The 21,128-nt window shown below is 41.3% G+C and carries 17 protein-coding genes; 3 read left to right on the top strand and 14 right to left on the bottom strand.

Annotation, left to right across the window (positions count from 1 at the left end; genetic code table 11):
* Positions 1 to 10: 10 nt before the first annotated feature.
* Positions 11 to 904: a carbohydrate ABC transporter permease gene (locus BMX45_RS23715; protein ID WP_090912387.1), complete on the bottom strand. Its 894-nt coding sequence runs from the start codon at positions 902 to 904 to the stop codon at positions 11 to 13.
* A gap of 208 nt (positions 905 to 1,112) precedes the next feature.
* Here BMX45_RS23715 and BMX45_RS23710 point away from each other — a divergent pair, with 208 nt between their 5' ends.
* Together BMX45_RS23710 and BMX45_RS23705 are read left to right on the top strand one after the other, a co-directional pair.
* Positions 1,113 to 2,903, top strand: coding sequence for a sensor histidine kinase (locus tag BMX45_RS23710; RefSeq protein ID WP_090912385.1), 1,791 nt, complete (start codon positions 1,113 to 1,115; stop codon positions 2,901 to 2,903).
* Positions 2,896 to 4,503, top strand: coding sequence for a response regulator transcription factor (locus BMX45_RS23705; protein WP_090912383.1), 1,608 nt, complete (start codon positions 2,896 to 2,898; stop codon positions 4,501 to 4,503). The genes BMX45_RS23710 and BMX45_RS23705 overlap by 8 nt, the downstream gene beginning before the upstream one ends.
* Positions 4,504 to 4,830: 327 nt before the next feature.
* On the opposite strand, the gene BMX45_RS23700 is transcribed toward BMX45_RS23705, so the two are convergent.
* From BMX45_RS23700 to BMX45_RS23665, 7 genes are all read right to left on the bottom strand, one after another.
* Positions 4,831 to 5,304 carry a hypothetical protein gene (locus tag BMX45_RS23700; RefSeq protein ID WP_254778218.1) on the bottom strand — a complete coding sequence of 158 codons (474 nt, stop codon included), beginning with the start codon at positions 5,302 to 5,304 and terminating at the stop codon, positions 4,831 to 4,833.
* Entirely contained in the window at positions 5,301 to 5,639 is a 339-nt protein-coding gene (locus BMX45_RS23695; RefSeq protein ID WP_139212488.1) for a hypothetical protein, read from the bottom strand. Before BMX45_RS23695 ends, BMX45_RS23700 begins: the two co-directional genes overlap by 4 nt.
* Positions 5,640 to 5,660: 21 nt before the next feature.
* Positions 5,661 to 5,750: a polymorphic toxin type 50 domain-containing protein gene (locus BMX45_RS32165; protein ID WP_261979580.1), complete on the bottom strand. Its 90-nt coding sequence runs from the start codon at positions 5,748 to 5,750 to the stop codon at positions 5,661 to 5,663.
* A 127-nt stretch (positions 5,751 to 5,877) separates the two neighbouring features.
* Entirely contained in the window at positions 5,878 to 6,030 is a 153-nt protein-coding gene (locus tag BMX45_RS31435) for a hypothetical protein (protein ID WP_175495191.1), read from the bottom strand.
* Positions 6,031 to 6,261: 231 nt separating this feature from the next.
* Positions 6,262 to 6,591, bottom strand: a complete 330-nt coding sequence (locus tag BMX45_RS23680; protein WP_012819198.1) for a hypothetical protein — start codon at positions 6,589 to 6,591, stop codon at positions 6,262 to 6,264.
* Positions 6,591 to 7,856, bottom strand: coding sequence for a WXG100 family type VII secretion target (locus BMX45_RS23675; RefSeq protein ID WP_090912379.1), 1,266 nt, complete (start codon positions 7,854 to 7,856; stop codon positions 6,591 to 6,593). Before BMX45_RS23675 ends, BMX45_RS23680 begins: the two co-directional genes overlap by 1 nt.
* A gap of 1,079 nt (positions 7,857 to 8,935) precedes the next feature.
* Complete coding sequence (locus tag BMX45_RS23665; RefSeq protein WP_090912377.1) at positions 8,936 to 9,430, bottom strand: hypothetical protein; 495 nt, start codon at positions 9,428 to 9,430, stop codon at positions 8,936 to 8,938.
* A gap of 202 nt (positions 9,431 to 9,632) precedes the next feature.
* Here BMX45_RS23665 and BMX45_RS23660 point away from each other — a divergent pair, with 202 nt between their 5' ends.
* The gene (locus tag BMX45_RS23660) at positions 9,633 to 9,974 is read left to right on the top strand and encodes a helix-turn-helix domain-containing protein (protein WP_090912375.1); all 342 of its coding nucleotides are present in this window, start codon (positions 9,633 to 9,635) and stop codon (positions 9,972 to 9,974) included.
* A 616-nt stretch (positions 9,975 to 10,590) separates the two neighbouring features.
* On the opposite strand, the gene BMX45_RS23655 is transcribed toward BMX45_RS23660, so the two are convergent.
* From BMX45_RS23655 to BMX45_RS23630, 6 genes are all read right to left on the bottom strand, one after another.
* The gene (locus tag BMX45_RS23655; RefSeq protein ID WP_090912373.1) at positions 10,591 to 11,850 is read right to left on the bottom strand and encodes an McrC family protein; all 1,260 of its coding nucleotides are present in this window, start codon (positions 11,848 to 11,850) and stop codon (positions 10,591 to 10,593) included.
* Positions 11,847 to 13,799: an AAA family ATPase gene (locus BMX45_RS23650; RefSeq protein WP_090912371.1), complete on the bottom strand. Its 1,953-nt coding sequence runs from the start codon at positions 13,797 to 13,799 to the stop codon at positions 11,847 to 11,849. The genes BMX45_RS23655 and BMX45_RS23650 overlap by 4 nt, the downstream gene beginning before the upstream one ends.
* Positions 13,800 to 14,034: 235 nt before the next feature.
* On the bottom strand, positions 14,035 to 16,068 hold the full coding sequence (locus tag BMX45_RS23645) for a DUF2357 domain-containing protein (RefSeq protein ID WP_368087178.1): 2,034 nt from the start codon (positions 16,066 to 16,068) through the stop codon (positions 14,035 to 14,037).
* A 370-nt stretch (positions 16,069 to 16,438) separates the two neighbouring features.
* On the bottom strand, positions 16,439 to 18,589 hold the full coding sequence (locus BMX45_RS31980) for an McrB family protein (RefSeq protein ID WP_254778216.1): 2,151 nt from the start codon (positions 18,587 to 18,589) through the stop codon (positions 16,439 to 16,441).
* A gap of 376 nt (positions 18,590 to 18,965) precedes the next feature.
* Entirely contained in the window at positions 18,966 to 19,847 is an 882-nt protein-coding gene (locus tag BMX45_RS23635; protein WP_090912367.1) for a protein kinase domain-containing protein, read from the bottom strand.
* 19 nt (positions 19,848 to 19,866) lie between these two features.
* Positions 19,867 to 21,123, bottom strand: coding sequence for a DUF262 domain-containing protein (locus BMX45_RS23630; RefSeq protein ID WP_090912365.1), 1,257 nt, complete (start codon positions 21,121 to 21,123; stop codon positions 19,867 to 19,869).
* Between the last annotated feature and the right edge of the window lie 5 nt (positions 21,124 to 21,128).

Below are 21,128 nucleotides of genomic sequence, written 5' to 3'. Positions count from 1 at the left end.
TAACGGCCTCCTAGTAATTTACCCACTTCTTCTGTCCTACCCATTGGATCAAGGTGATGAACAGTATCAGAATCAACAGAACAATCCCCATGGCGGACGCATACCCGGATTCCAGATTCACGAAAGCCTCTTCATACAGATAGAAAACAATAACGGAGGTCGAACCGGCCGGCCCGCCGTTCGTTAGCACCATAATCAGATCAAAAACTTTGAAAGATCCTACAATCCCCGTAATCAACAGGAAAAAGGTTGTCGGCGACAGCATAGGCACCGTAATGTTGAAAAACTGGCGTATCGGCGAAGCCCCGTCCACTTCGGCCGCCTCATAAAGATCCTTCGGAATGCCTTGCAGTCCAGCCAAATAAATGATCATGTTAAACCCTAGCGAAGTCCAGATCATGATGATCATGACGGCCAGCAGCGCGTAGTTCGGATCCGCCAGCCACATCGGTGGGTGATCGATACCGATCGACCGTAAAAAGCCGTTAATCGGCCCGCTGTTCGGATGGAACAGCACCCTCCAAAGCAAAGCGATTGCGACAATACTAGAAATAAACGGCATAAAATAGATGACCTTAAAAAAGCTCTTGAAGTACGTCCCCTTGTTAATCAGTGCCGCGAGCACCATCGCAATGAACATGGACACCGGAACGACCGCGATCAACACGATGTTATTTCGCAAGGAACGGTGAAACGCTTCATCCCGAAACAACTCCGTGTAGTTGTCCCATCCGACGATGTTCAGCCCCCCAATGCCCGCAATGAAATTCCAGTCCGTAAAACTGATCACCCCCGACAGCACAATCGGGATGACGACCAAGGTCATCGTCAAGACCAGCATCGGTAAAATAAACAAATATCCGGTAACGGTCTCATAAAACGCTCGTCTTCGGATCACCCTCATCACCTCTTTTACATTCTCTATTTTTTCTCATTATAGACATCGGTGTATCCGGTGCACATGAAACGATTTTTTCTAATCGAAAAAGATTTTTGCGATATTTTTTCCCGCATAGAAAAAAATGTTGAATGAATCCGTCCACAGAATGCTTTAATATTTACTTATAACGCAAAAGCAATCGATTCATTGTGGCCGAGGTGATCGACAACGAATGCGCATCCGACTGAATTTCAAGCATGTGTCCCTGCGAAAAAAACTGATTCTTACTTCCATTGCTTGCCTCGTACTGCCTGCCATCGGCATGCTTTACACCACCGGCGTATACTCCAAAATCATCATTCGCGAGCACACGCTCGGAAAAGCGGAGCAATCGCTCATGATTGTGCAATCTCAAGTGGAAGCGATACTGGAGGAAATGGTGTCCATATCGAACTTCGTCCAATTCGATCCGGAAATTAAAACACTATTGGAAGAGGCGAAAAAAAGTCCGGTCGCCGCGAGGCAGCTAACGACCCGATTGGAGCAGGTCGCCGGCGAGAAGCAGGACCTGCGCCTGACCTTGCTGACAGAGGACGGCCGGGCATATTCCGATTACTCCTTCTACGACTTTCAGCCACAGCGCTTTTTCCGGCAGGACTGGTATCCCAGGGCGGAACGCTTGACGCCTTACGAGACATTATTTTTAGGCGGACTGGAAAACTATCTGCCACCGCTGTACCCTGAACAGAAATATGTTTATATGACCGCTCGGGCATTGACCGAGACCGTTCATAAAGCGCCGTTTGCCTACCTCGTGGTCAGCCGCACGGAAAACAGCATTCGTGAGCTCTTTGCCGATATGGAAGAGGACGTGTATCTGGTGGACGAGAACAATCGCATCCTATCGAATCGCCATGCCGATTGGATCGGAGACCGGTTCGAGAACGTGCTGCCGCATCCTATTTCAGCTTCGCCGGAGATTGTTCTAATCGGCGGAGAAAATCAATTGCTTCTTTCGCTCCCGCTTCGTTTTTCGGGATGGAAGCTTGTAAGCGTGGCTCCTTACGAACAGCTTACGGGAAAATTGAACGGGATTTATAAAACGATGCTATTTCTGCAAGCCATGTTCGCGATTGGCTTTTTGCTCGCCCTTACCTATTTGTTGAGGCGCTTCACCAAGCCGGTTCTGGCGCTCGGGGAGGCGGCAAAGAAAGTGGAATCCGGGGATTTAAGCGTGCGTTCCAACATTCGCGGACCTGATGAAATCGGCCGGCTCGGCCGTTCGTTCGACTTTATGCTCGACCGCATCCAGCAAATCCTGACGCAGGTGAAGATGGAGCAGGAATTGAAGCGTCAAGCTGAAATGGCGATGCTGCAGGCGCAAGTTCATCCGCATTTCCTCTTTAACGTTCTGAATTCGATCCGACTGAAATTGTTAATGAGAGGTGATGATGAAAACGCTGTCACCGTCGAGTCGCTATCCTCGTTGCTCCGAACAAGTCTTAGGCAGGATGAATTCGTCACGTTTTATACCGAAATGGAAACAGCCAAACAATTTACGGACTTAATGAAGTTTACTACGCGATTTCCGATCGAGATTCATTGGCATATCCATGCGGACCCGTTTGCCGTTACCGTCCCCCGCTTTATCTTGCAGCCAATTATCGAGAACGCGTATAAACACGGCTTTTCGAAGAGCGGGGGGATGATTTGGATTCGTGCGCGAACCGCCGGCGCTTCATTAAACATCACGGTCGAGGATAACGGCTTAGGCATGAATCCGGATACGCTTGAGGAATTAAAGAAACGGCTTAGCTATCAAAAGGAGGATATCATCGCGCAGAAGAACTTGGGCGAACGGATCTCTTCTGACGGTATCGGCCTGATCAACGTCTTCAGCCGATTGAAATTGTTGTACGGGGAGCGGTTTGAAATGAACATTCAAAGCGAGTACGGGCGACGCACGACTGTGGAGCTGCTGCTGCCGATCGAGAATGCAGGGGAGGATGATCATCATGTTTAAAGTTCTTCTCGCCGACGATCATTATACGGTATTGGATTATTTGAGTGCCGGCATTCCCTGGCCGACACTAGGTCTGGAATTGGCTGCCGTTTGTTCCGACGGCGGCGAAGCCTGGGAAGCTTGCCAAATTCATCGTCCGGACATTCTCGTAACGGATATCGGAATGCCCGTCATGGACGGACTGGAATTAATCGAGAAAGCACGCGCAGCCAACCCGCGGTTGAAGGCGGTCATTTTGTCCTGCCACGAAGATTTTCACTACGCGCAGACGGCCGTAAAACTTAACGTGGTCGAATATATTTTAAAGGAGAGTCTTCGGATTGATCAGGTCGTTTCCGTGCTGGGCCGATTGACGAACCAATTGACCGTGGAAAATGACTTGGAACACGACCGGAACCAGCTCCAAAAGAAAATCCAACAACATCTTTCCTCCATTCGATCCGGATTGATCCGCAAGTTTCTAGAACAACCGGTCTGGAGCGAAGCCGAATGGGCGAACGAATTTCAAAATTTCGGTATCCTTCTCCGGGACGGCGTCCCTTATCTGCCAGTCCTGGCCCTGCCGGAGAGAGCCGCCGAATTGGAAGTCCGGTTCGGCGGAGCCGTCAACATGCAGTTTGTGATCCATAACGCCTTGCAGGAGTTAGTTCGTTTTAACGGAAGCTTCCTGTTTGTCCTGAACGAACGCCAATACCTGTTGCTGTTCCCCTTCCCGCATACGTTGACACGGAATCTCTATGAGGACGTTCAGGACGAACTGTTTCGAGTCCAACAACAGATGTTTCAACATCTGCGCATCGGCATTTCGTTTATCCGCGGGGAAGTGAGCCGCGAATTACTTCATTTGAAAAAAGAGAGTCAGAAATTGCTTGATGCCGCAACGTTTCGATTCTATACGGGCGAGCGCGTTTATGCCAAAATGCTGCCCCTGGAGACGACGGAAGAGGATATTTTCCTGCATTATTCCAAAGCCCTGCAGGATTTGAAAGATTGCATTCTTGCCGGGGACAAGACCCGGATTTCGCTTGCCGTCAGAGAATGGAAAGGTTTTATAGAAAGCAAGGTCTATCCTGTGGAGGCGGTAAAATGCTGGGTGCTCAAAATGACCATGGAACTCCAGCTCAAGTACACCGTCATGCAAAACTTCGTCACGAACTTCAATACCGAAAGGCTCCAGCGGAAAATCGCCTCGATTGAAACGCTGGACCATTTGCTGGAATGGCTCCAGGAATTTCTCGAAAAAAAATCCGTCGAAATCGAGTCGCTTCGGGAACAAACCGTCGTACGCCGAGAAATTGCCGAGGCGCAGCGATACGTCCGCCTCCATATGGGCGAGAAAATTGCCATGGAAGAAATGGCCCATCGCTTGAATCTGAACCCGTCTCATTTCAGTCGTATTTTCAAGCAGGAAACTGGAGAAACCTTCGTTGAATTCGTCACCCGCACGAAAATGGAAAGAGCCCAGGAGTTGTTGAACCAGTCCGATTTAAACGTTGCGGAAATTTCCGAGCAGCTCGGATATGAGCACACGAGCTATTTTAATAAGCTATTCCGGAATTACGCCGGGATGTCGCCGAGCGAATACCGGCGATCAATATAAGGCATCAGCTTACTGAAAGTTGTCATGAAGAAAAACAGGAGACCTGCCTCTGTTTGCGAGAGATGGTCTCCTGTTTTTCTTATGAAGTTCAACCGATCCACTATCATGGGTCATGTTGCGAGCATCAATAACCAATTTATCTGGGAGCACGAGGTCTGCTTAGGACTTGGTGTCCTTTTTTTGCTTAAACGATTGACCTAGAATTGAACCACAAAAGAAGTAGGTCGCCCGTAATCGGATAACCACCCCTATCTACACGCTACGTTGTTCCATCTTAGTTGTCATTTAAATTATTTAAATTTCGTTAACTCTTCATAGTTCGTAATTTTAAGTTTGATTTTTCCCTTCTTGATGAATGTTATTTTGATAATAAATTTCTGTAATCAGCTCAGAGATCTTTCTTGAATCTTGGACCATTTGATTGAATACTTCCTGATCAGCTTCAGTTATTTCCTCTGTTTCATTATAGTTAGAAGATATTGCGCTAATTTTTGTATTCATTTTATTGGCAATAGGAACTAATAACTCTGTCGATACTCCCGAATCTATAACTTTAGAATAGCCCTCTACACGATATAGCCGATTATTTATCTCCTGAATGCTTTTACCATCCAAATCTTGAAAGTTGCCAAGATTATGATAAAAATTCCAGACTTCAAATACGGAATTACCTATTATAGATTCCAGTTTCATTTTTAAATCTCTATCGTTTTTGTTGTTTTGATTAATCAAAAGTATAGAAAAGATAATCAGCGTTATTACAAAGAAAGAAATCAGAATATTCTTAGTTCTTTTTCTCAATCCGCTTGCCCCCTTTCCCATACTTTCTTTCCGTCGATTAAATTTACTGAACTTGGTGGATCTTCATAGAGAGAAATCTCAACCAATGATCTTTTTCCTTCTTTCAACCAATTATATACACTACCTTCGTTAATAGAAGGATAGGATAAAATTTGATTTACTTGAAATGCAGTTGCATAATATTCTGCGTACTCGGGATCATCATCATCTAATCCATTATCTGTCTCAAAAAATGTGTCTGTTTTGCCTACAATTCTTAATCCACTTTCCCACTCTAATATGATTTCTACACCTCCATACTCTCTTAATGTTTTAAATAAAGAATCTGCTTCCATAGACATCCTCTTTCTTATTTTTTATTCTGATGGTTTAGCTGGTACTATATGAGCACCATCTTTTCCATAATGTATCATCCCTCTATGAGTCTCTATACTTCCGTGACTCATTCGCCTCTATAAACGTTATGATGCAGCCTTATTTAAAGTTGATAAAGAATTAATTAAACAAACCCCCTCCATTTTCAAATAACAATGATAGGGGTCTGTTCACTAAACTGTACAACCTAATTGCTTACTAGTCCGCTATATTGATGACGTTATCTTTAACCTGATAAATGATATATTTATGATTCCATTGTTGCACGGTAACAATCGTTTCTTCATTTCCCTTTTCAAAAAAATAATTAGAGCCTTCTTGCTGGACATAGCTCCATCCTTCACTGCTCATTCGCTCTTTTAGAAGCTCAACGGAACGATCCTCTCTTGCATGAAAGATGAATTTGCTTGGCTTCGTTATCTCCCGGCCGATTAACGGGCGATGCGTGGTGCACGGCGGGCAGAATATTTCCGAAATAGGCACGGCTGTTTAATAGCCACTAATCAACCCCTGGTAGGTTAGCCAAACATAGGTATAATGTTTTATTCGGCACTGGGTAGCCCCACCAGTACTTATTGAAACCTAGCCAATAAACACTACTGCCCCTTCTCTTCGAAAAGCGATAGGAAGTTCAGCTTCAAGTAATTCAATTCTTTCAATTATCTTATCTTGTTTTTCGCTGGGTAAATTTGTTTTTGCCCACTCCTTTATCTGAGATAGCTCCTTCATCACAAAAGGCAAGTCTTCCTTCTCCATATCTAATCCAACGGAAAAAACATTAATCCATTCTAAGTTCAGTTCTTCAATAGCAGGTATCCAACATTCTTCGAAAAAAGCTTCTGATGCTACAGGAATATAAAATTTTTCCTCGAACTCGTTTTCTGAGTTTAATATCATAGCTGCAATAGACATTAATCTTTCCCTCCAAATATTGCTTCAAATGTGTGGTCAGGAAATTCTTTTCTTAGTTGATTTAGGCTGTTCTCGACTGCCTGCCTTAGTTCAGGTGTATCTCCGTCTAATCTAAAGACGAACTTACGGATATTTTGGATTTGGTCTAGTGAAGGTACATCCGGTGTACCATTTTTTGTCGGTCTAGTTGCAATAGCTTCTTCCAGGTTAACTATCCTTTTTCTAGTCTTATCTAGTATTTGCTTATCAGCAAACTGCTGAGGAGTTTGGGCAGGTAACCCTGTCTTAGGATTTACTATATTTAATCCTTTAGCTGTTTTATCTTCATAAAAAACACCGTTCTTCAAATCGATTTCGTCTAACTCACCGATTGGTCTTCCATTCTTATCAACAATTTCTACTTCTTTTACCTGTTTAACATTACCGGCACCCTCATCCCCCGACTTCCTACCGTCACCACTAGCGCCACTATTACTGCCACCAAGATCATCATGCTTATTATTCAGCGGGCCTCTCCCCCTAATTCCAGCACGGTAGAGAATAGCGCCTCCAAGGATCATAGCCGACTGTTGACCCAAGTAATTGGACCAGCCGCCTGCTGAATCGACTTCTTTCATGGTGTCTGCCACGATTTTTTCACGATATTCGTTACTAAAAACCATTCGGCCGGCCCATGCCGCTGTGTCCCAAATATCCTCGACCGTCCCGATGGTTGCATTATAGAGCATGTCTTTCCCGGTTCCAAGCGGATCTTCGTACAAGGATATCGCCGTATCCTTCAACGAGTTCCCTAACTGGGCGGCCCCGATCTTTACGCCCTCCCATAGTTCCCCTGCTTCCTGCTTCACGGTGTCCCATGCCTTCCCGGCTTCCTGCTGCACCGAATTCCAGGCTTCCTCCGCTTTTCTCCCGGCATCCTCTACGGCACTATGGCCTGCGGGTCCCCTCATCATAGGGAATGCTCCCAGCACATGCCCAGCAACTTGAATCGGTTGTACCCGCTCATCTGCTGACTTAAATCGTTGGGCAATCCCTCTCAGCTCCAGGCTTGTCCGCTGGATATGCTCCGTGGTCAGTGTCATCTCTCGATGCGCCTGCTGAAAATCCGAATAAAAACGAGACCTCGTCGTACCTTCCCACACAGACTCCAGCATATGGATGTTCTGGTTCAGCATGTATATCATTGCTTCCAGCTGTTCATGCGCCCTGGAGCATTGCTCTGCAACGTGCAGCAACATCTCCGGTGTGACCAAAATTCTACTCATAACAACCTCTCCATCTTGCTTTCGGGATTGAACCCGATTTCCGATCATAGTTAACTTAAATATTTTACTCTACTTGAATTATATGGAAAAGGTTCTCGAGGCCCTGCTATGTCACTTTAAAACTAGGATCTTTTTCTCAGTTAGTAACGGGACTTTATTACGAGCGACGTTCTCAGTAATATGACCATCATTATAGGAATTGTAGGATGAAGGGAGTCACGGAACAACATACCGTAAAAAAAGGGGGGGAATAGATGGGTTAACTTATCCTTCATTATTCTCGCCCTTGCTTGCACTGAATATCTGTTTAGAAAAAAATAATTTGTACTTGTCCTTAGGTCTTATATTTTGAAAACGGAGTGGTATGATTGGTAGGGCAATTCTAGCAGGCTGGATATTTGGAGAAGGAGTTCATCTGCTCTCTTGATCAGATTCATCAGATGTGCGGACTGCATTTTACGGATTAAAGAGCTCTCCTGTGACAAAAAGGATACAGACTGCATAAATATCAACGAATCCGCATTCATTCCTGAGACCTTAGGGAGCACCCGCAGCATATCTTCTAGTAAAATGTCTGACATAGGCTGCCTTTCCTCCTTCTTGATATACAGGGCATTTAACATGGATTTTAATGCCTTGTTGCATAATAATAAACTGACGTAAAGCAGCTTTCTATCCAAGAAATGCATGGATAATTTCATGTATTCTTGTGAGCAACTGGCATGAAGAAGAATCATATCCTGGTGAAAAAATCTATCTTCCTCTCTTTCCCGGAAGAATCAGATCAACCTCGTTCACCCATACCACTAAAACGCTCAACAGAATACCCTTGATTTTTTGTAATACAACTCCATCAGTCTTTTCAAATCCGCTCCAGATAAATTAAGAATATCCACTATAATAAAATCCGCATTATCAATTTTCTAGAAATTTGAACGGCAGTGTGCTGTGTTCTGGTACTTTTTTAAGCCATTGAACATCGAGATGAGGTTTCGCTGATTGTCTCCAGATTTCCACTGGACTAACGTGTTACAAGATCCCCTCTTTATCATTGAGAATTGCACCTGAGAAGATTCATCTCATTTAGAAAAGATGGATTGGTACTCTCCTGAGCAAGAGGTTGCAATGCTTCGTGATAAGTTAGCTAGTACATCGTCCACTCTCCTTAACAACCTCTGAAGATGAGCTATTTGGATTTTTTGAAGGAGGGCAGTATCTTTGAAACTTGCTAGAAAATGAATGGAATGAATAAACATCACAGTATCCAAATCAGGGCCTGACTCCCTACCAGTAAGCTGAATTACGTCATTTAGGGATAGCGAATGAGGAGGAGTAGTCAAATTTTTATCTTTTATATACATCGCCATCAGCATGGATTCCAATGCTCGATCACCTAGCACAATGCAAATATGAGCTGAGGATTGGTGTGTAAAACGAAAAGCCGAATTCATATAAATCTGTGAGCGTTCATGTAGCCTATCAATGATTCTAGCTTGAGTAGATCCGCTTCTCTGTAATTTTGACGTCTTCATCATATCTTTACCAGTATTCATGGAGGTTGAATGATTGTCCACTAACTTTCAACTCCCGCTTGGTTATTGTACGACTCATATTGAAAACATTGCCTAAGATGTTTTGAATTCATGGATCGTGGGAATACTTATATTTACCATTATACACCATATTAATACCTATAGATATTATTTTCAATATTCAGACACCAGTGTATTGCAATTGAGATATTATCTACACTTTTTAGTAGTGAGGTGTGGAATGATGACGGATAAAGAGATCCTTCTTCGGTTAGGTGCTCGTTTACGTGACTTAAGAAAAGAAAAAGGATTAACGCAAGAAGCTCTCGGAGAAAAAGGTGGGTTCCATTTTTCTTATATCGGACAAATCGAGCGGGGAGAAAAAAACGTTGCTCTATTAAATCTTGCAAAGATTGCTGAGGCATTAGAGGTAGAAATATCGCAACTCTTCATCTATCCCAATGTTGAAAGTAACGAAGAATCACAATCTGATCTTCAAGAAATAATGCATATGCTCGAACACCAAAATCCTCAGCAAATCGCTATGGCAAAGAACGTACTTAAAGCGATTTTTAATCATAAGTAAATATGATACATAGCAAAAAGGCCGCTTGTTAGCAGCCTTAATTCATAATTTTTGATCTATAAGCCCTCGTGTCTCATCTAAAGAAATCCCCTCAAGTTAGAATAGCAAGCATCAGGTTTATTTTTGCAGTCCTCCGAAGCCAGTGAAGTTCCCTGCACCTGTTAAAACTACAAATAGCCATGGTGAGGGTGAGGGCTGGTAATATCCTGAATTGAATCCTTGAAGGAGGCAGCTCTTGTACTGCCTCCTCTGTCATAGTCTTATTTCTGGCCAACTTCTAGACATGGCTATTTCGCTTGAAATCGGTAATACTCCGCAGGACTTATTTATCATTGAGCCAAAGAACGTTCAACCCATTCATACAGAACTATGGTTATATTCAGACGATTGTACTCTTTCCCATTCGATGTTGCTTCGGCCATATTGCAAATGTGCTATACAACTGCTCGCACCTCTTAACGATCTCTTGCTTGATGCCAATCGTTCCGCGTGTTCTTCAATAGCAGAATGATCGGCCTCTGCTGACTGAAATAATAAACCTTAGACTTTACAATCTACGGCCATCATACTTACACTATAAGCCCTCATTTCTGATGTTATCATATCTAAATAGATCCTAAGCTAAATAACCTTTCATTATTGACTTTAACTCTAAAAGTGCAAGACTTTCATCCTCATAGTTGATAGCGTAAACAAGCAATCTTTTATCCGGTCGCCCCTCCACGTACCATGACTCCAATGGTAATCCATTGTTCCGTTCGATACCATTGTGATCAGGATAGAGCAAAATAACAGACTCTACATGCTCATAGCGAGTCAGATAGGCATACATCTGATAAAAATCTTCCCTTTTCACACCATGACGGCTATGCGAGCTATCTACCACTTTCCACTTTGTATCTATAATCATAGATAGGCCATCGATTCCAGAGATCAATAAGTCAGGTTCTAATTGAAATACACCCCGATCAGTATTCTCCTTGATTAACAGTTTATACGAACGATCTTTTATAACAGCATGAGATATTAACTTTCGAGCCAGATGCGCTATGTAACTTTCAAACAGGTCATTCATCTTAAATAAAACTGAACTTGCGCTTTTATTTCCTTTTCGCGGTATTGGAGCAGACTGAGACAATAAGAGCATGGCAAGTCGATGGCTCGCTTCGTATCTGCGATTGTTACGATCAAAATAAATAGTCGAACGGAAAATTCTCTGGTCAATGGAATCAGTCACTTCATCTAGATACATCATGGCGTGACCAGCCCGCTTACGAGTATTCAATTGATTCGACTGCATCATAATCTTTCTTAGTGTAGCTTTCAGAATTCGATTCAGTATGTGGTCAGGATGGAATTCATCGTAAATACAACTCACTGCTGTCGATTTAATATGAGCACGCTTCATTTGTGAGGTTGTATCAATTCTACCTCGCACAGTATTCAGCTCATCTTGCTGAGTAATGTACGTTCGGAGAACCCCTCGTGTTAGCTCTCTAAGAACCTTCTCTGTAAAAAGCGAGGCAAGAATCTCAAACAAGTTCATTTTCTCATATTCAATTTGCCCAATCTGGCTCTCGTGAATATCTAGGTAACCTGTTCGTTCAAGCATATGCAATAGTACCCGTCGTGATTGTGAGGGTTCATTGCTAGATACTTTCGGAAGTATTTCAATAGAGCAAGATGATAATTGAATGAAGCCAACATAATTAATGAAAGTAACACTCTTTCTTGTTACTCGGATCAGATCCTGATCCAAACGATTCATTGATATATAACTGGATAGTTCATCCGCCTGTAATGTAGATAAGGCATCACTCTCATAATCGGATATGGGAATTAAACCGTAGCACTCCGTTACAGAAAAATGTTTCATTCGACTGCTTCCTGCTTATCAGCATTTCCATTTTGTTTATAAATGCGAGTCAATGCCTTCAGTGTTGGATTCGCTTGTATTACATAACGAGCTTTCTCATACTCTGGCAACTTAGATGTGTGGACAAACAATTGCTTAGCAGAAACTGTTTTCTTTATAATCAAAAAATCGGTGTCCTTTTCGTTCTTTCCTGCCCCACCTAACACTTGCTCAATAGATTCCCAGTTATCATAAAAATATTCTTGTAACAATGGAATGATTTTTTGTTGCATTACGCTAATATAGAAGTCTAGTGTTGGTTCCTCAGTAATAAAGTAAGCATGTCCAATAACATGATCTCGATCATATAAATATTCAATTCGGTCGTTCAACGTTTGAAGCAGAAGTCGAGCATCCAACCCTTCAACATCTGATGGCAGCACATTATAATTGGGCATCATCTCGATAAAATCAAACCTTCTGCGAAGTGCAGTATCTAGCAATGCGATAGAACGATCAGCTGTATTCATTGTACCAAGAATGTGAATATTAGAAGGCACATTGAATTTGAGGCCTGAATAAGGCAATGTAATCGATATTTCATTTTTTTGTCCTAGTCGCTTATCCGGTTCAATAAGGGTAATTAGTTCACCAAATATTTTAGAAATATTACCGCGGTTTATCTCATCGATCACAATAATAAACTGGGATTCACCAGTCCCCTGTTCATTTCTACCGGTAATCAACTCTCGAAGGCTTTCTAAATTCAAATCATCTTTTGCCAGCATATAAATCGCCTGCTGTGAAAATATTTTATCAATCAGAATCCGTTCTACTGGAACGATGTCAGCATCATCTTTACTAACCCATAGCCACTCTACGCTGCGAAAGTGATGATAGTCAATAACTCCTGCCTCGTCATATTCATATTCGCCAGTGACTTTGCCGATCGCTCGAGCTTTATAGTTGCCGTTGGAAACAATAACGATGTCGTCAATATCAATTCCATGTTTGAATCGATCAACCGCATCTACACCAAATTTCCTATCATCATTAGCAAATTCCAAATATTTTCCACGAATTTCGTCCTTATTGCTGCACAGACTATAATCAACTTGGTTTCCCCAGCCCATAGCAATCTGATTGTTCTGTATGCAATAATCATAAATATCATCATTGGCATCCTTCGTGTTACCCAACGATATTTTATGAAAATTCGTAGTGCTTAGATCAAAATCATATGTATGCCTTCTATTGGTTACAACAGCTCTAGCTGCATTACAAATACGCTTGAACACGCCATCGCGGACCTCATATCCTTCGGATTCCTTCACAAAACGAATACCTTCTACGAAGTCCTCGTAGCTGTATGACTGATGAAATGTACAAAACACGACTTGATTGCTTTCAATGTATCGATTATATAATTGAACAGCCTCATCACGTCTAGCTGGATCAGTAAGTAGGTCAGAATCTATATCTGGATTGAGAATTTTTAACGCATGATTAATAACATTGAAAGTCTTCCCTGTACCCGGAGGGCCATAAAGGATCTGGTTTTTTGAAACAGTTTTATTCATATTGTCGGACTTACCTCCACTCCAATTAAATTCATTATCTATATCTGTTGATTTTATCTTTGTTAAAAGTTCGAGTAATACTTCATCTCTATCTTTCAGCCAAGGCACTCCGCTTGGACGATCATCTTTATAATGCACCATTGTTATATCCGAAATTATTGCACTGGAAAAGTGACGTTGAAGCAATCTCATACCAGCTTGCTTAGCGGCATCCAACCTGCCATTAATATCAGTCGATTCAACCTCCTTGTGATGATCTAAAAGCTTAACTCCATAGTGGTTGTCACTATATTTCAAGGTCAAAATGTAAAAGCGAGTCTCTTTTCCTTTAATATATTCCTGATTCGCAACACTCTTTTTAATCCTTTGTTTTATCTCATCTATAGTCATTCCTCTATTACCTCTTTCAGGTGCGATATAATAGCTATAAATAATACATATATAGGACCTTTACGATAGGTTGGTCGTAAAAATTGGGGATGGACTTAAGCTTTACATCTGTAGAAATTTCATGGATATCTGCAATGCAATTATCAATTGACTATCCCTATTCCTAAAGTAACTTAGAGTTAATATATATGGATTTGTCGACCCTCGCCTTTAAACGTAATACGCATATCGAAGTTTACCCTTCCCTATGATTAAACCCATCCGAACCACGGATCCCTAATACCCGCTTCGCCAAATCCACCTGTTCATGATCCAGCTCAACTTTTACTTTACCCACACGTCTTTGCTCACGCCATTTTACGAGATCTTCTTCCGTCTCCAGCTTCAGCTCCGCGATTTCCGCAGCCCGATCAAAAATATATTTCGACGTAAACAAGACCTTCTGAATCCCTCGTCCACCTGGAATGATCGGTTTATCTCGCTTCTTCCACTCTTCGATCGTGAATTTGACGTACAATTTTTCCTCCATGCCCTTTCTTGCTGGACGCTCGGTAATTTCTTTGCGATGAAGTACCTTCCAATCGGTCACCCGCCCGTACCAATGAACTCCCGTTTTCCCGGTAGAAGCAAACCTTCCTTTAGATTGATAAAGTGCAACATATTCGATCTGTGTTAACAGCTTGTGATCGGTAACATTTTCAAGCGGCATATGGTAAAAGCTTAGCGACAGCGCTTGTTCTAGCTGAGTAGGCTCGCGTAACGAACCAATTAAAACATTTTTCCCAGCCATTTGATTCTGATAGTAACTCTTCGTACCTCTTGGACGAGTGGAGCGCTCATAGGCTTTTTCCGGACTGTCCCTAATAATCTCATCCAGGAAGGTTTCCATCAGATCAGTGGAGTTAGGTAAGAACGGAAAAGCCCCCACATTCACAAGCTCGATGCTCTTATAAAAACGATGCTCCCGGAACTTCTCCTCATCATGATAAGGAAAGAGCACATATGCCCCAAACATGCTTCGCTCATACTCCTGTCCTTGTCCATCAGCATATACAATCGCATCCCGGTACCTGTGCATCGTGTTTATATCGTCTTCCTCTGGACCCGGCTGCTTGTACTTATCATAATAGTAGGTTCCTTCATATGCAGGATTTATACGGTACTTGGCATCAAAAATATACTTATACTCCACGGCAGCCTCGTTCTTATTCAGTGTCAGCACATTATCCGGCCTCTGCCCTGGCGTTACACTTCGGTCACCTTGAGGAAGTGAATTGTAAAATAGCGTAAACGTCTCTCCATTGTTCGGGTTCCGGTACACCATTTTAGCTTGTGCAGACTTGTCCAGAGTTACAAAAACCCCGGTACGCTGCACCTTGATAATATCCTGCTTGAGAAGCTCATACTTCTTGCTAAGCAGATCATGAATCTTCAGGAAACACCAATACTCATACAGCTGCGCTAAGTCTTTCATCGAGAGGCGAAACAAATCACTTTGGATCGCTAGCCCCTTCATCAGCATTAAGTAATTACGGTATACTTCTCGATACCCGGGTGCCATCTGTAGCACTAGAGAAACGGAAAACTGCTTCATTCCACTTACATTCAAAAAATCAAGCCTCAGCAGCCGTATGATCTGATTCTGCATCGCATTGATTTTATCCAGAAGAATGGGATCCTGCATTCTAGTTATCCTTGATAATCTCGTCTTCAACATTTTCAGCTTGCTTGATATACGTTCCAGTACCCACCGCACAAAACGATTTTCCAACGTATCATATTGAATTCGTCGCTTCGTTTCCAGCACATGACTGGGATATAGGCTCTGCCCGTTCACGGGAATGAATCCGATCTTCTCATCTTGTCGAAGCAAATGCGGATGCTTGCTCAGATATGCCAAGTTGTCCTTACCAGCCTTCTTAACTCTGGCAGCCTCCACCTTCCGCATTTCTTTCTCCAGCTTATAATGTGGCGAATGGTCGATCCGTTCCACTGCACGAACCAGTTGTTCAAATACATGCTGTAAAATCGCAAAAAACTCGGTCAAACTCTGGTGCTTGGTTTCTTTCAAACCAGTTAAATGATAAGTTTTCCGAAAAAAATCAAAGGACAAGTTGTAAATCTGCCGATTCACATCATCCAGGATCATTTGGTAATCTTTTTTGTAATCCATTTTGGAAGGAAATACTTCAATCTGCAGTTGAAAAATATCCTGTCCATCCAGTCGGAGCTCAAGCTCAGACAGCCCAACCTCATTCTGAAAATTCAAAATTCCGGACAGAATACTTGGACCAAGCGGCTTAATTGCCTGCCTTACACTAGCATTCTCATGATGAAAAGTTAGAGAGATCGGTTTCTTTTTCTCAATGACAAATTCATAGGATTGCGTCTCAAAAAACAAAGGACGGCTTTTCTCTCCTACGATCCAAGGAGTGAGCTCCCCTGTTTCGGGTGTGAACATGGAGATTCGCTCAACCTGTAGCTCGCTAGAGAGAGACTGGACTTGAAGACTTGTGTCGATCCAATCTCCGTCCCCTTGACGATGGAGTTGCATTGTTTCTACCGTAGGATGATAAGGCTTGCCCTGAATGTAAAGATTAAAAAGATTGGTTTCGATCCGCAGTAACTCGACGCTTTGATTAAGAGAGCCAGTATGAGGTGAATCCATCTTCTTCTAACCTCCGCAGCATAAAAGCGATTTTCCGAGCGCTTAGAGGATGCTTGGGCTTCTTCTCCTCTATATTCTCATTCCATTTGAGATAGATTTCTGAGGCATCATCCAAAAGCTCATTTATACGTAACTTTTCACCTAACGCACCCTCAAGAAGCTTCAAAAGAACTCTCTTTATCGATAAGCTGCTACCTTGGACGCGAGGTAAAATCTTTTGTAAGAGTTGTAGATCAAAGGCCTCCTCCTTCTTAAGAAGTCCAAACCGCTCATTATATATCATGTAAAAGCAGATGGAATCTCGAATTCGGAATCCCACATGGGAATGAATCTCTTCTAAAATATGATTGATCTTCACCAGCTTATCGGTGGTGGACTGAACCAGTTCTGTGTACTCCGAATACACATCAACGAGCTGCAAATACTCACTTCTTAAGAATGAATTATGTACTGGATGAAGTGCCTCTTCCTCCCGAGATTCAATCTCCGGGTATTGCTTGAGATCAATATAGTTAAACTCAATCGTGTTGGCACGGTCTAGCACCTTTTTGCTAAAAGGATGTGTCGTTTCGTCCATGTTAACGGTACCAATCAGGTACACGTTATCTGGTATAGCTAAGTCTCCGTACAGTAACCTATCCTCAGGTAACAAGGACTCCCCGTGAATTAATGCCGAAGTGACAATTCGATCCTGCTTCCACTCTTGAGTTTCAATCACACTAAGGATATCACTAAAATAATACTCGACCCGGGCCAGGTTCATTTCATCTAAACAGATAAAATACGGCTTATGCAGATTCTCCGGCCTTGAAGCCTCCACCAATACTTCTGCTAAACGCCCAGGGCGGAACACACCGGACAAGTCTTTGTATCCCAGCAAATCAGAAGGATCACTCCAGTCCGGCCGAACGGGAATAAGTGCAAACTGTCCATTATCTTTAGTAGCACCTACTGCTTCAGCAAACAGCTTCACAAGCTTGGTTTTACCCGTGCCGGATACCCCTGCCAGAATGACAAAAGGTTTTGTCTTAAGGGATAGGTAAAGATTCTCGATTATGCCGTCTGGATAGTGGAAGCCTTGGTGGGTGATGTGGGATTTGATTTTCTCTAAGCTACTAGCTATTTCGGTATCTTCTAATTTAGGCAAGGTTGTCACCACTGCTTTTGCTTTATTTGTAATTTGCTTAAAATTTGTAAACTCTGGCCATTCTACTTCTGGAGCGTTCTCTTGAATGACTTGCAAACCTTGCATATTAAAGCGGAATAAATACCCCTGTTTAACTCCTGCTCCTGAATGAATGGGACCTTGATGAATTTGCAAGCTCATAATAGCTTGCGAAAATTCGATTAGTGGAACATGAGGCTGCAACTCATGATAATCAACACGCACAAGTCTCCCCTCTTCATTCCAATCTGAATTCGACATCGAAGCTGGTTTTTCAGCGTGTATGCAGTCTTCGAGAGCTCTACTTACATATCGCAATGATCCATTGGCATAATGAAGGATGATATCTCCTTGCTTTACTTCATCCATGGTATCCCAATGATACTGTGAACGTCCTCCCTTGCCGGTAAGCGGTGCCCAAATGATACCTTCATCTTTCTCCGCCGACAAAGTAGCCCCTTGATTGACCCACCAAATATTTGGGTTCGGACCACTAGCATTTTTAGTGGTAATCAATTTCATTTCATAAGTATATGGAATATCTGTTGAATACAGTTCCAAGTACTCTGCTAATTCATCAGGGACAACAACTTGCTTTTTATTGCCTGGATCCTGAGGCTTTCGTGCAGATATATATTCAAAGGAATGTTTAAAATGAGTTAACATCAGTTCCTTTAAGTCATTTGAATGGTAACGTAGTTGTAGTGTTTCTCTACCAGCACTTTTTTGATCCACGTTTCTTAGAGAAGCTTGGTATTGGTTATCTTCATATATCAATGTAACCTGCTTCCCTTTGCCAATCTTAATCTCTTCGCCAGCATTAGCTTTATAGAAGAAAGTCTTAAAGTCGTTAGGTATGGTGCTTCCATATTCAAAAATCGACCAGTCTACTTTCTTTCTGCCAATCATATTTGGTATCTTATCATCGTGAGTCCAACTTCTGACTTGTGTAATCATGTTGCTTCCTCATTTCGATATTTATTAATTAAATGGTCTATATATAAAACCCCAGAAACCTAACCTACTTGTAATCCTTTTTGTGTAAGAACAATGTTGAGTAAATAGCTAAAAATAAATACGCCCGATTCAAATATCGGGCGACAACATATAAAGATATAAATTTAGATCAAGCTATTTCTCCATTATTCTAAAAATAAAGCTTCGTCTAACCATCTCATTTCAATATATCATAACTTATGTACGATAAAATCTAATAAAGAAAGTCATCACTATAAATAATATATCGAAAAGCGTTCTGTATTCAGGTTGGTTAAGAACCCTATTTGCTGCAGGCAGACTGTTTCGTTTGAAAAATATTGAATATTGTAAAAATTCAACCGGCTAATGTAGCCTCATATAATTCTTGAAATAACTTTTCACCATCATAGGGTCTTTTATTAGGGTCATGTGATAATGAATTATAAATAACATCAAATATATGGTCAGGACCCACCCAATCTTCCTTAGTAAGAATACCAGATGGATGTCTTTTATTTATTATATACCAAAATACGCTACATAATTGATAGACATCTGAACATTTCAATATTTCATCTTTGTTTCCAATAGTCCTATTAAGTGCTTCAGGTGACATCCAGAACTTGGGACCAACATTTTCCTTTTCACCTGTTAAATCCTCTTCTTCCTCTGTTTCAAGAAACTTACAAAGCCCAAAGTCACTCAATATCCAGGTTTCACCAGATACCAAAATATTTTCTGGTTTAATGTCTCTGTGAATTGCTTTTTTGTGCAGTTCTGCTAATGCTGCAGCTAAGCCTTGAAACTGCGCTATATATTCTGGGAAATCCACGTTCCCTTGCTCAAACATAAATTCTTTTAAAGTTTTATTTGCTAAAGTCATAATTAAAAAGGGGATATTTTTTTCTTTTTCCGGACCCTTTTTTAACTTATACTTACCAGCACATTCTCCATGTGTATAATATTTTATTAATTGGTCGTGTTCAACTTCTTGTAATAGTTTGATCTCGTTCAGAAATCTCTTGATTTTTTTAGGTTGAAGTGATAATTGGAATTTAATAGCGTACTCTTCACCTGTGATGTAGTCAATGCATTTATGAACAACGGCATTCCCTCCATTTCCCAACCTTTCTCCATCAACTATATAAACCCTTCCGTTTATATCTTTAATTCTATTAGAAACATAGTATACTTCTTTTTTATTTTGCTCTAAAAAAAGAGGGATAGTATCCACCATGAAAATCGCCCCATTTCAACTAACATTCTTTATGTGTAAATATGGAATTGGACATTTGGAATATTTCAGAGTTAGAATTCCAAGTCAAATCAAGATTTTCAATAGACTCATCTGTAAAATCAATTTTCTCGTTACACAATGGACAACTTTCTTTCATTCGAGTGATTGATTTAATGTCAAAAATAATTGATTTTAACTCTTCTTTAAAATTACCCTCAGGAGGCTTTCCCTTGTATGTTCCATTTAATATATTCTTGAGGAAATCTTTCCTCCATTTTCTACTCGATAATGAATTAGCATTCGATACACACTTTATTGCATATTCCGATAGGAACTCAACATCAGACTCAGGAGCAGTAAAGTCATTTAACATCTTCAGGTCTTTGCGTAAATACACTAACTCTTTATCTTGTAACTTGAACTCTGTATTCAGTGTCTTATTTTCTCTATATAGTTCTAATATAGCAAGATATAAACTATAAAAGTCAGATTTTTGACGAAATCTCGAATTAGACAGTTTTAAATCCTCATTAAATATATAATCAATATCATTTATTACATGAGCGAACTCGCTATCTGTCTTCTTTCGATGCTCCTCTTCCCAATTTCCATATTCAATGTAGAAATTATCCAACGTTTCTTTTTTATCTTGGGGTCCTTCTATAGTGGCAGCCAAAAGCTCGGAGATAAATTCGACATCACCCATTCTCTTGCTGTTTGCAGCTGTAAATATTCTTGATTCATCAAAAAAGGGTATTTCAGCCTTCAATTCAGATAAATTTAAGAAATCACCTGGAAAATCGGCCCTTCTTAGTTCTTGTTTGTTAAGAGGAATATTATATTTGTTCAACCTAGAGTATATCTCTCTAGCATTTTCTTCAGTTGCATTTTTCAACTCATTAAAATCTATCACATAAGACAAAAATGCAGTTTGCACTTGATTTCCTTCTTCTTCAGGCAGTTGTGAGAATTTCTTTCCCTTGTACGGACCTTCATATGGTTTCGTTAGGGCATATTCATCTCTCATAAAAGATAAAATTGATTTTATACGCTGTTGTCCATCAATTACCTTTCTGTATATCCTTCCGTCTCTTATTATTGATTGCACAATAATTTTGGGCATAGGTATATTTTTTAATATAGAATCAATCAACATTATTTGTGCAGCTCTAGACCATACTTCTTTTCTTTGAAAATCAGGAGTTATCTCAAGAGTATTGGAATTGGCCCAATCTCTTAAATCAGCAATACTCTGATTAGTAGGTGTCCAAATCATTTTTC

The sequence above is a fragment of the Paenibacillus sp. cl141a genome (assembly GCF_900109305.1).
Lineage (GTDB): Bacteria > Bacillota > Bacilli > Paenibacillales > Paenibacillaceae > Paenibacillus_AQ > Paenibacillus_AQ lautus_A.
This window is presented reverse-complemented; position numbering and strand designations above follow the sequence as displayed.